At 59.9% G+C, this 11,796-nt stretch carries 8 protein-coding genes; all 8 read right to left on the reverse strand.

Annotated elements, in window-relative coordinates:
- Window positions 1-10 precede the first annotated feature (10 nt).
- Window positions 11-1,390 carry a glycoside-pentoside-hexuronide (GPH):cation symporter gene (locus NWP14_RS22135; protein ID WP_095104241.1) on the reverse strand — a complete coding sequence of 460 codons (1,380 nt, stop codon included), beginning with the start codon at window positions 1,388-1,390 and terminating at the stop codon, window positions 11-13.
- A 358-nt stretch (window positions 1,391-1,748) separates the two neighbouring features.
- Window positions 1,749-3,716 (reverse strand): YjhG/YagF family D-xylonate dehydratase, encoded by a 1,968-nt coding sequence (locus tag NWP14_RS22140; RefSeq protein ID WP_375216014.1) that lies wholly within the window; start codon window positions 3,714-3,716, stop codon window positions 1,749-1,751.
- Window positions 3,717-3,730: 14 nt separating this feature from the next.
- Window positions 3,731-4,639 carry a dihydrodipicolinate synthase family protein gene (locus NWP14_RS22145; RefSeq protein ID WP_375216015.1) on the reverse strand — a complete coding sequence of 303 codons (909 nt, stop codon included), beginning with the start codon at window positions 4,637-4,639 and terminating at the stop codon, window positions 3,731-3,733.
- 350 nt (window positions 4,640-4,989) lie between these two features.
- Complete coding sequence (locus NWP14_RS22150) at window positions 4,990-6,483, reverse strand: sugar porter family MFS transporter (protein ID WP_375216016.1); 1,494 nt, start codon at window positions 6,481-6,483, stop codon at window positions 4,990-4,992.
- Between the two features lie 151 nt (window positions 6,484-6,634).
- On the reverse strand, window positions 6,635-7,534 hold the full coding sequence (gene iolE, locus NWP14_RS22155; protein ID WP_095104249.1) for a myo-inosose-2 dehydratase: 900 nt from the start codon (window positions 7,532-7,534) through the stop codon (window positions 6,635-6,637).
- A gap of 23 nt (window positions 7,535-7,557) precedes the next feature.
- Window positions 7,558-8,442, reverse strand: a complete 885-nt coding sequence (locus tag NWP14_RS22160; RefSeq protein WP_375216017.1) for a sugar phosphate isomerase/epimerase family protein — start codon at window positions 8,440-8,442, stop codon at window positions 7,558-7,560.
- Between the two features lie 42 nt (window positions 8,443-8,484).
- On the reverse strand, window positions 8,485-9,498 hold the full coding sequence (locus NWP14_RS22165) for a Gfo/Idh/MocA family protein (protein WP_095104253.1): 1,014 nt from the start codon (window positions 9,496-9,498) through the stop codon (window positions 8,485-8,487).
- A 48-nt stretch (window positions 9,499-9,546) separates the two neighbouring features.
- A complete protein-coding gene (iolD, locus tag NWP14_RS22170; protein ID WP_375216018.1) occupies window positions 9,547-11,487 on the reverse strand; it encodes a 3D-(3,5/4)-trihydroxycyclohexane-1,2-dione acylhydrolase (decyclizing) in 1,941 nt (646 codons plus the stop codon).
- Between the last annotated feature and the right edge of the window lie 309 nt (window positions 11,488-11,796).

Below are 11,796 nucleotides of genomic sequence, written 5' to 3' on the forward strand. Positions count from 1 at the left end.
TGCCTCCCTCTTAATTGGATGCTGCGGCCGCTGCGGCGGGAACGTCTTCATTCTGCGCCGCGCGATGCTTACGTAACTGCTGGCTGATGGCCTCAACGCGCTCATCGCTCAGCTTGTAGAGTGAAAGCATGATGAACATGCCGACGTAGAGCATCACCGGCACCACGCAGAACAGGATTTTAATGGTGGTGAGCACCTCAAGCGGCTGCACGCTGCTGCTGGCGGAGTAGTTCACAAAGGCGAGAACCCAGCCCACCACCGCGCCGCCGATCGCCAGGCCGATCTTCAGGCTGAACAGATAGGTGGAGAACACCAGCCCGTCGAGGCGGCGGCCGCTGCGGCTCTCTTCATAATCCACCACGTCGGAGGCCATCAGCCACTGCAGCGGCGTGGTGGTGTTAAAGATGAACAGGAAAACGATGTTGAGCGCGAAAATCAGCCCAATCTGTTCGGCAGGGATAAAGAACAGCAGCAGGCTTAACAGCGAATAGATAACGATAATTCCTTTGAAGGCCTTCACCCGATCGAAGCGCCCCAGCAGGCGCGACGAGGCCAGCGAGCCGAACATGGTGGCAATGCTGCCGTACAGCAGAAACTGCATCGCCATCTCCGGGTGATCCATCACGTATTTGACGAAGTAGAGCGTCGCCCCGCCGCGCACCACGTTGGAACAGGTCGCCATCATTTTGAAGGCGCACATGATCCGCCACTGGCTATTGCCGAACAGCAGCCGAAGATCTTTCATCACCGAGGCGCCCGGCTGCACCTCGAAGGTGTAGCGCTCTTTGGTAGTAAAGAAGCAGACGTACAGCAGCGCCACGCCGGTCAGCCCCAGCACGCACATCGCGCCAAAGTAGCCCACCTGCTCGTTGCCCTTGCCGATGATCCCCACCAGCGGCAGCGCGATACCGCTGATCGCCAGCGATCCGGCGGCGGCGAGGAAAAAGCGCCACGACTGCAGCGTGTGGCGCTCTTTCGGATCGGCGGTGATCACCCCCGGCATCGCGCAGTAGGGCACGTTGACGAAGGTATACACCAGCGTCAGCAGGATATAGGTGATGCTGGCATAGATGATTTTACCCTGCGCGGAGAAGTCCGGCGTGTAGAAGGTCAGCATGCAGACAAGGCCAAACGGGATCGCTCCCCACAGCAGGAACGGGCGGAACTGACCGTGGCGGGTGCGGGTGCGATCCACCAGCAGCCCCATCAGCGGATCGGTAACGGCATCCAGCACGCGTGAAACTAAAAACAGCGTTCCCATTACGCCGGCGGAGAGCCCAAAGACGTCAGTATAGAAATAGGCCAACAGGAACATCGTCGCCTGCCAGACAAAGCCGCAGGCGGTGTCACCCAGCCCGTAGCCAATTTTATCTTTCATGGTCAATTGCATATTTATCCCCAACCCCAGAGAGTGGAATGATGCAAACGTCAGGGGCCTGAAGAGGGCAAAAAAATACCCGCTGCGTCGTCAGGAAAACACCCGTGATGCGTGTGCCTAATTCACGTTTTCGTGTTAACAGAGTGTAATTAGGCGAGCGTTTTTACAACAATGACCATTTTTAATTTATGAATTATGTTTTTTTGTTTTTGTGATTACGGTCGGTATAAAGATGAAACTGAAAAAATATTTTTAGCTTTTATTTTTAATAGCTTATTGAATAATAAAATTCTCAAAAAATAGTCTTTTTAAGGAAACGAAAATTCGCCCGCGGAATATTTTCCGCAGGCTAAAATTAACGCTTATTTATTTATAAACCGAGGGCTTTTTTACCGGCGTTAATAACCTCAATAATTTTATCGGTATCATAAATACAGCCTTTCCAGGTGCCGCCGCTCACCGACTGCAGCGCGGCCCAGAGGCGTGTATCGTCCGGTAAAAAATCATGGGCGTGCAAATCCGGATGCGGCGCTCTCGCCGCCAGCTCCGCAGCGCCCTCCTCCACCGTCAGGCGCGCCTCCGCCGTGCCGATAAAGTTCACGCTGCCGGTCAGGGCAAGACGGTCGACCACGATCTCGATAATGTCGTTATCGCGCAGCCTGCCGATGGGCCCGCCCGCCAGCGCCTCGGGCGCCACGTGGCCAAAACAGGCGCCGGTAGAGACGCCGGAGAAGCGGGCATCGGTGATCAGCGAAACCGTTTTTCCCCACGAAACGTGCTTCAGCGCCGAGGTGAGCTGGTAGGTCTCCTCCATGCCGGTACCGGACGGCCCGCCGCCGATCACCACCATAATATCGCCCCGCTCAATCTCGCCGTTTTTAATGGCCCCGATCGCCCGCGCCTCCGAGACAAATACCCGCGCCCGGCCGGTGTGGCGGTACACGCCGTCGTCGTCCACCACCGACGGGTCAATGGCGGTGGCTTTCACCACCGATCCTTCCGGCGCGATGTTGCCCACCGGGAAGGCCACCGTCGAGGTGAGCCCTTTCGCTTTAGCGCGCTCCGGCGGCAGGATCACGTCATCCGGATCGACGCCGTCCTGCTCCAGCAGGCACTGGCGGAATTTCTGCCGACGCTCCGAGGCCTGCCACCAGTCGAGGTTTTCCCCGACCGTCTGGCCCGTGACCGTCATAGCATCCAGGTGCAGCAGGCCAAGATCGCGCAGATGCAGCATCACCTCCGGCACGCCGCCGGCGAGGAACGCGCGCACCGTCGGATGGTAGTCCGGGCCGTTGGGCAGCACGCTGACCAGCCGCGGGACCTTGCGGTTGATGCGCGTCCAGTGCTCGACGTCGGGAATGGTGCAGCCCGCCGCGTGGGCAACGGCCGGGATATGCAGCAGCAGATTGGTTGAGCCGCCAAACGCGGCGTGGAGCACCATCGCATTTTCGATGGCCTTATCGGTCAGGATCTCGCGGGTGGTAATGCCGCGATTATCCAGCTCGCTCACTGCCCGGGCCGACTGGCGGGAGATCTCCAGCCATACGTCCTGCCCGGACGGGGCCAGCGCCGAGTGCGGCAACGCCATTCCCAGCGCCTCCGCCACCACCTGCGAGGTGCCGGCGGTGCCTAAAAACTGGCAACCGCCGCCCGGCGACGCGCAGGCCCGGCAGCCTAATTCCGCCGCTTCCTGCAGCGACAGCTCGTGGTTGGCGTAGCGTGCGCCGATGGTCTGTACTTTTCCGGCATCTTCGCCAAAGGTTGGCGGCAGCGTCGCTCCGCCGGGCACGAGGATCGTCGGCAGATTATGCATCGCCGCCAGCGCGATCATGGTCGCGGGCAGCCCCTTGTCGCAGGTGGCGACGCCGATCACCGCGCGTCGGGTAGGCAGAGAGCGGATCAGGCGGCGAAACACGATCGCCGCGTCGTTGCGATACGGCAGGGAGTCGAACATCCCGTGGGTGCCCTGGGAGCGTCCGTCGCACGGATCGCTGACGAAGGCGGCGAAGGGAATGCCGCCGCTGCGGGTGATCTCTTTTGCCGCCGCCTGCATCTGCAGGCCAATCTCCCAGTGCCCGGTATGGTAGCCCAGCGCGATCGGTCGGCCGTCGCCCGCGCGAATCCCGCCCTGGGTGCCGACGATCAGTACCTCTTTTCCCGTCAGCTTATTGGCGTCCCAGCCCATACCGGCGTTTTGCGTCATGCCGAACAGGTTGCCGCTCGGCGACTCCATCAGCATTTGCGGCGTCAGCGGCAGCGCGCCCTGAGGGCCTGCGGCATGGGTGGTGACCGCATAGAATGCATCGTCCTGCGGGGTGAAAATCTTGTCGATGGTCATCGTTTTTTTCCGTTTCAGCAGAGCTTGAGCCGTTGCAGCAGCGCTTTGAGCTGCGCCTTACCCGCGTCATCCAGCGGCGAGGCCGGCGGCAGCACGTGCGTGGACAGCGGCCGGCCGCACAGGACCGTCGCCTCTTTAATCACGTTCACGAACGGCGTATCGAGCTGGTAGATCTGCGGAATTTGCAGCAGCGTCTGATGATAGTGCGCCGCCTGCGCCAGGTCGCCGTCGCGGAAGGCCTGCAGCAGCTTCACCGACAGCTGCGGCGCAAAGTTAACGCTGGCCGAGATCGCCCCGTCGCCGCCCAGCAGCAGCGTATTGAACAGGTGATCGTCGTAGCCGCAGAGCACCGAGAAGTTCGGGTGCGCCGATTTTACGGTCAGGATCATGCTACGCAGGTGGGCAACGGAATCGATGGTGTCCTTGATGCCGACGATATTGCTGCGTGAATCCGCCAGCGTTTTGACCAGCGCTGGCGTCAGGTCCTGGCCGCTGAGCGCCGGGAAGTTATACAGGATCACCGGCAGCGTGACGCAGTCCGCCACCTGCTGGTAGTAACGAATCAGGTTCTGTTCCGACACTTTCCAGTAGTAAGGGTTAATCACCACAATGCCGTCAGCTCCCGCCGCCTGGGCATGCTGGCTGAGCTCAATGGTCTCACGCGCATTGGTGCCGCCGGTGCCAATCAGAACCGGCACCCGCCGATCGACGTGGCCGATAGCGAATGCCGCGATCGCCTTACGCTCTTCGGCGTTGAGCTGCGAGAACTCCCCGCCGCTGCCGAGAAAGAACAGGCCGTCAACGCCCGCAGCGATCGTATCGTCGATAAGCGCCGCGAAGCCCTGCTTATCAAGCTGGCCGTCGGCGGTAAAGATGGTGGAAACAGGCGGAATAATCCCTGAGAACTGCACGGTCTGCTGCATGAGATCCCCTTGTTGATGCATTTGTTCTACATTATAGAACAGCGTTCGTTTATTTAACGATCATACTATGCTGCGGGGAAAGGCAAGGTAAATGGGGTTGCGGGCGCAGGTGCCCGTTTTTCAGGCTGGATCACAAAATGCTGCAACGGCGCTGATTCATAGCCCCGGTAAGCGCAGCGGAAGCGGGGAGAATACCAGGACGGTGCCGGCCCGGATTCCCGCCGGGCGCAGCGCCAGCAGGGGAAATCCCCGGAAGCGTTGCACAGCGCCAGTCCAGGCAGCAGGGAGCCGGGCCCACATCCCCGCCAGGCGGCGCGGCGCCTGCGGGGATTTTCCGGGGTAACGCTGACTTAGGCCTTATCCGCCTGGGATTCGGCCCACACCTTACGAGCGGCCTTGCGCTCTTCGCTGGTATCAAGCCGGTCCTGCAGATAGTGCTCAATCTGCTCGAGGCTGCGGTTGCGGGTTTCCGGCACGCATTTAATGACGAACAGCGCGCCAAATACGCCGATTCCGGCGAAGATAAAGAACGTCCCGGAGAGGCCAATCCACGACAGGAGGATCGGGAAGAAGAGCGAAATCAGGAAGTTGGCGATCCACATTGAGAACACCGCCCCGCCCATAAAGATCCCGCGCAGGCGGGTGGGGAAAATCTCCGACAGCAGCAGCCAGGTCACCGGCGACAGCGCGCCCTGCTGGAAGCTCAGGAACAGCAGCATTCCCGCCAGCACCATATAGGCACGCAGCGCGTCCGGCTGGCCGTTGACGGTTTCCGGCAGCAAATAGCTCACCGCGCCGATAAACACCAGGCAGGCGGTACAGCCAAACTGGCCGATCATGGTCATCGTCCGGCGGCCAATTTTACCCAGCATCCAGATGCCGACAAAGGTCATCAATACCGACACCACCCCGTTGGCGATGGTGGCAAACAGCGCGGCGTTATCGCTCATCCCCACCGACGTCAGCACCGTTGGCGCGTAGTACATAATGGTGTTTACGCCGGTAAGCTGCTGAATAACGGCAATACCGATGCCAATCATAAACAGTTTGAACAGCCACGGAGTCATAATTTCGCGGAACCGCGGCTTGCCGAGACTGCGCTGCTCGTCGAGGGTTTCGCTGATCTCCATCAGCTCCCATTCGACGTCCTCTTTGCGGCGGGTGCGCTCCAGAACCCGGCGCGCTTCCGCCAGGCGCCCTTTCATCGCGTACCAGCGCGGCGAATCGGGCATAAACATCATGCCAAACCACAGCAGCACGGCGGGCAGCGTGGCGACCGCCAGCATCCAACGCCAGGTACTCTCCCCTCCCCACACGGCGTGGAACCCGGCGTTCGAGATATAGGCCAGCAGCTGGCCCGAGACAATCATCAGCTCCTGCAGCGTGACCAGCTGTCCGCGCTTATTCGCCGGCGCCATTTCGGCGATATAGACCGGAACGGTTGCCGCCGCGCCGCCTACCGCCATGCCGAGCACCAGGCGAAAGAAAATCATCCAGTTAACGTCGGGCGCCAGCGCGGTACCGATGGCGCCGACGGCGAAGATAACCGCCAGCCAGAGGATGATTTTCTTTCTACCCGCCGCGCTGGCCATATAGCCGGAAAGCAGCGCGCCGAACGCGGCGCCAAACAGCAATGAGCTGGTCACCAGGCCGGTGGTGAACGGGGTGAGATGCAGCTCATTGCCCATAAACAGCAATGCGCCGGAAATAACGCCGGTATCGTAACCGAACAGCAAACCGCCGAGCGTTGCTATCAGCGCGACGATTTTCACAAACGGCGTGGTCGGGGCATCGCTATTCGGCCCCGAGGCCCTGTTGAGGGTGAGATATTGTTCCTTTGACATAAAAGACTCCAGTAACCTGCCTTGTAGGGGGAGATCCGCTCTGGTCTGAATGCAGAGGCGATGGCCTCACTGACGTGTGTGTATCTGATTAGCGCGTAGCGCCTGGAAAAAGCAGGCCACGCTGCCGCATGGCCTGAAAGGGAAACAACGATTAGATTCCTGCCGTTTCGCGAATATATTTCCGCGCTTTCAGCGCATATTCAAAGGGGTTAGCCAGCGCCGGATCCTGCTCGGCTTCCACCACCATCCAGCCCTTGTAGCCAAAATCATCCAGCAGCTTAAATACCGGACGGAAATCGATCGCGCCGTCACCAGGGACGGTAAAGGTGCCCTTTTTCACGCCGTCGAGGAATGAAAGCCCGTCGCGACGCACCTGCTCAATCACCGCCGGGCGCACGTCCTTCAGGTGCACATGGTTGATCCGCGGCAGATATTTTTTGAGGATCGCCAGCATCGGCTCTTCGCCGCCTTCGGAGTACCAGGCATGGCCGGTGTCGTACAGCAGGAAGACGCCGTCATCCACCAGCGACATAAATTTATCGATCTCTTCCGTCGTTTGAACGCCGGTGCCCATGTGGTGGTGCAGGCAAACCTGCATCCCTTTTTCAGCGGCCAGACGGCCCAGGGTGTTGTAGCCCTCGGCAACCCGCTGCCACTGCTCTTCGCTAAAGCACGGCTTAGCGTCGGCCAGAATCGGCTTGTCCAGCCCCTGAATGCTGCCGCTCTGCTCGGAGCAGCCGATCACCTTCGCCCCCATCGCATGGAGGAAATTCATATGGTTAACGAATTCATCAATGGTTTTTTCGCGCTGCCCGTCGGCAAAAAAGGTGCTAAACCAGGCGTTACAGATCTGGATGCCGCGGATCGCCAGCATCGGCTGCAGCACCGCCGGATCGCGGGGGTATTTACTGCCGACTTCGCTGCCGCTAAAGCCCGCCAGCGCCATTTCGCTGACGATCTGCTGGAAGGTATTTTCGCCGCCCAGCTCCGGCATATCGTCGTTAGTCCAGCCGATCGGAGCGATGGCCAGTTTGATATTATCTTTGTTCATTAGGTTGCTCCTGCCGCCGCGTCTTAACGACGCAGCAATTCACGTTCGATGAGTTCACGGGTTTCCACTGCCTGGTACTTCAACTTTTCCGGGTAGCCGAACAGGGAGGCGGCCACAATCGGCTCGCCGCCGACTTTGAACGTCCGTTCGGCAAATTTCATCTCGCGCAGCGTGCGGAACAGCGCGTTGAAATCAACGTCCCCTTCACCGACGCCCACGTGTTGATGAACGGCGGCATCAACGCCCGGCGGGTTGACGATGTAACGGCAGTGCCTGGTATGGTTGCGGGTATCGGCAATCAGTACGTGGGAGAGATCGCCGCCGGCGTAGCGCAGCATCTTCTCCACGTCGCCTTTCCCTTTGTCATAGAAGAAGGTGTGCGGCACGCTGTACACGTACTTCACGTTTTCGCTGCGGAACGACTTCACGATATCGACGGTTTCATTGTTCTCTTCGCAGAAGTCCCACGGATGCGCCTGGATCTCGACGCGAATGCCTTCGCGTTCAAAGATCGGCAGCAGCTCTTCCATCGAGCGATAGAACATCTCTTCGCAGATTTCCGGCTGGTTGGGATCGCCGGAGAACCCGGTGTTGATCACCTGGACGCCCATCTCCACCGCGACTTCGATCAGCCGCTTCCAGTTTTTTACCGCCGCCTGACGACGCGCTTCATCCGGCCCCGACCAGCGATAGACGCAGATGAATGAAGAGAGCTCAACGCCGGTGTCGCGCAGCGCCTGCTTGTACTCGGCAATCACTTCGCGACCGGCGCGCGGGTGCTTATAAAACGGGTTAATCTGCGGGTGCGGCGACTGCTCAATATAGCGGTAGCCCCACTCCGCCACCTGATGCACCATCGCGCTAATCCCGAGGTCTTTAATCACATCCACATCAAAGGCAATTTTCATCGTCGAGTCCTGTTTGCAGAGGTTCCGGAGACGAAGTCCCGCTTAGCGCTGGTAGAACGCCGGGCATTCCGGCAGCGCGACCGCTACCGGCTCAGCGCTTTCCTGCGCCTGCAGGCAGGCGTCGGCCGCGACGGACGCCGCATAGCCATCCCACGCCGACGGGCCCTGCAGCCTGCCGGCCTGCACGTCGTTGATAAAGGCCTGCAGCTCGACGTCGTAGGCTTTGATAAAGCGATCTTTCCAGTCGGTCAGGATCGGGGTCGACAGATTGGCCGCTTTGCGCATCTGCACCGCCGACGGCTCCGGCAGGCGCGCAATCCCGGTTTCACCCACGACTTCACACTGGATGTCGTAGCCGTACTGGCAGTTGACGAAAACCTCGACGTCGATCAGGGTGCCTTTTTTGGTTTCAAACGAGACGATCTGCGGGTCTTTTAGCCGGGCGTGGGTGTGGGAAGTCGCGCGCGGGAAGCGAACCTGCACCGAACGATAGTCGTCGTTAAGCAGCCAGCGCAGCACGTCCAGCTCGTGGATCAGGGTGTTGGTGATCGCCATATCGGTGGTGTAGTTCTCGCCGACGCTCTGGTTACGGTGCGCGCACTTCAGCATCAGCGGCGCGCCGATGTCGCCGTCATCAATCACTTTTTTCAGCGCCAGATAGCCTTCATCGTACGGGCGCATAAAGCCGACCTGCACCAGCCGACGGCCGGCTTTTATTTCGGCATCGACAATGCGGCGGCAGCCTTCCGCGCTCATCGCCAGCGGCTTTTCGCAGAATACCGGCTTGCCGGCGGCGATCGCCGCGAGGGTATATTCTTCGTGGGTCGGGTCCCAAGACGTCACCAGGATAGCGTCAACGTCGCTGGCGTTAATCACGTCGTGACCGTCGGCGTAGACTTCGGCGTGAACGCCAGGCAGCGCAACCGCCGCCCGCGCGTTGTCGGCATTGATGTCCGAAACGGCCACCACCGTGGCCCCCTGTAATACCTGCGTGCAGCGACGAATATGCTCTTTACCAATGGCGCCAGCGCCGATAACGCCTAATCTGAGTGACATAATTGTGTTCTCCCGCGGTTCTGTAGGGTTCAGGGTGGGTGTTCTGTTTTAGTAATCCCGCGCCTCGGCGCGTTTTTCATTTATCTGTTCTGCGACTTTGCGGATCCGTTCGGAGAGCGCCGTCTGGGCCACGCCGACGTTCCACCAGCTGCCGTACTTATGCACCATGGTTTTTGGCAGCACTTTAATATCAATCAGCGTACTGACCGTTTCGCGACGCGCGGCGTCCAGCGCCTGGCGCAGTTCATCAAGGGTGGTGACGCGCCAGGTTTTGCAGCCGTAGCCCGCGGCGATGGTCGCGAAATCGACCGGCACCAGGCCGCCCTGCAGCCGCCCGCTCTCCGCCGAGCGGTAGCGGAACTCGGTGCCGAAGCTGTCCATACCGTGCTCGATCTGCAGGTTGTTAATACAGCCGTTGGCCATGTTATCGAGCAGCACGATGTTGATCTTGGCGCGCTCCTGTAAAGAGGTGACCAGCTCGGAGTGCAGCATCATGAATGAGCCATCGCCCACCAGCGAATAGACCTCGCTTTGCGGCTGCGCCAGCTTCACCCCCAGCGCGGCATTCACCTCGTAGCCCATGCAGGAGTAGCCGTACTCAACGTGATAGGTGTTGGTCGCCCGGTTGCGCCAGACGCGCTGCAGATCGCCGGGCAGGCTGCCCGCCGCCGCCACGATCACCGCGTCGGAGGCCAGCGTTTCATTCAGCACGCCCAGCACGCTGCACTGCGTTAAGGTTGAATCCGTGATCTGGCGGAATTCGCGGTACACCGCATCGCGATCCAGACGATCGTCAATTTCCGGGACGAAAGACTCCTCCTGCCATACCGCCTGATAGACGCGCTGGGTCTCTTTCAGCTGACGGCTCTGAACGCTGTCGATCTGCGCTCCCCATGCCGCCTGCCAGGACTCGCCTGCCAGCGCGCCGTCCAGCGCGGTAAGCGCTTCGCGGGCATCGGCCAGCAGCGGGATCCCGTCGAGCTTCCAGGCGTCAAAGTTGCTAACGTTGACGTTGAGGAAGCGCACGCCGGGGTGCTGGAAAAGCCATTTTGAGGCGGTGGTGAAATCGCTGAAGCGGGTACCGACGCCAATCACTAAATCAGCTTCTTTCGCCAGCAGGTTGGCCGCGAGGCAGCCGGTTTCGCCCACCCCGCCAACGTTCAGCGGATGGGAAGAGACCACCGAGCCTTTCCCGGCCTGCGTTTCCGCAAAGGGGATGCCGTAGCGTTCGGCAAAGCGGGACAGCGCCTCGCCAGCGCCGGCGTATTTCACCCCGCCGCCGCAGATAATCAGCGGCTTGCGGCTGGCCTTAATCGCCGCCAGCGCATCCGCCAGCTGCGCGGCGCTGGCCGGGCGACGGTCGAGCCGATGCACGCGTCGGGCAAAGAAAGCGGGCGGATAATCCCAGGCTTCGCCCTGAACATCCTGCGGCAGACAGAGGGTGACGGCGCCGGTCTCTGCCGGGTCGGTCAGGACGCGCATCGCGTTAATGCAGGCGCTCATCAGCTGCTCCGGACGCGTAATACGGTCCCAGTATTTGCTCACCGCGCGAAACGCGTCGTTGGTGCTGATGCTCAGGTCATAGCTCTGTTCAACCTGCTGCAGAACGGGGTCAGGCTGGCGGGTAGCAAACACGTCGCCGGGCAGCAGCAGGAGAGGAATACGGTTGGCGGTCGCGGTAGCCGCGGCGGTAATCATGTTGGCGGCGCCGGGCCCTACGGAAGAGGTGCAGGCGATGATCTGCCGGCGCAGAGACTGCCTGGCAAAGCCGGTCGCCGCGTGCGCCATCCCTTGCTCGTTACGCCCCTGGAATACCCGCATTTCGCCGCTGTCCTGCTCCAGCGCCTGACCCAGCCCCAGCACGTTGCCGTGGCCGAAGATGGCAAAAATACCTTTAACGAATTTATGCTCTTCGCCATCGACTTCCAGATACTGGTTATCAAGGAACTTCACCAGCGCCTGCGCCATTGTCAGTCTCAGTTTGCCCATGTTGCACAATCCTTATTGTTCAGTATTTGTGTGTGGGTTAGCGCTTTAGCCCCTGCGGCAATACCGGAAAAGGTAGAGGGAAATCGTTAACGGCCACTGGAATACTGTTGGATTATAGGCAAACATTTTTTTCATTAAACATAAATACAGAAAAAATATTTCATTTTGCGAGAAGGATCAAACTCTCAGCGCATTTCATCCGTTTCATCGACATCGGCGCGCAATCCGCCTCCCATCTTACGCCATGCAAAATGCAAATATCCTTTTAAAAATCAGGTATAAAGATGTTTATCATTCGCCATTTTTCAC

It is taken from the genome of Klebsiella sp. C349492, from assembly GCF_042055345.1.
In the GTDB taxonomy this organism is placed as follows: Bacteria; Pseudomonadota; Gammaproteobacteria; order Enterobacterales; family Enterobacteriaceae; genus Klebsiella; species Klebsiella scottii.

What these genes read in the sequence shown, in the direction of transcription:
- NWP14_RS22160 (WP_375216017.1), bottom strand. Translation starts at nt 8,442, where the DNA reads ATGAAAATTGCCTTTGATGTGGATGTGATTAAAGACCTCGGGATTAGC.
- NWP14_RS22140 (WP_375216014.1), bottom strand. Translation starts at nt 3,716, where the DNA reads ATGACCATCGACAAGATTTTCACCCCGCAGGACGATGCATTCTATGCG.
- NWP14_RS22145 (WP_375216015.1), bottom strand. Translation starts at nt 4,639, where the DNA reads ATGCAGCAGACCGTGCAGTTCTCAGGGATTATTCCGCCTGTTTCCACC.
- NWP14_RS22135 (WP_095104241.1), bottom strand. Translation starts at nt 1,390, where the DNA reads ATGCAATTGACCATGAAAGATAAAATTGGCTACGGGCTGGGTGACACC.
- NWP14_RS22165 (WP_095104253.1), bottom strand. Translation starts at nt 9,498, where the DNA reads ATGTCACTCAGATTAGGCGTTATCGGCGCTGGCGCCATTGGTAAAGAG.
- iolD (WP_375216018.1), bottom strand. Translation starts at nt 11,487, where the DNA reads ATGGGCAAACTGAGACTGACAATGGCGCAGGCGCTGGTGAAGTTCCTT.
- iolE (WP_095104249.1), bottom strand. Translation starts at nt 7,534, where the DNA reads ATGAACAAAGATAATATCAAACTGGCCATCGCTCCGATCGGCTGGACT.
- NWP14_RS22150 (WP_375216016.1), bottom strand. Translation starts at nt 6,483, where the DNA reads ATGTCAAAGGAACAATATCTCACCCTCAACAGGGCCTCGGGGCCGAAT.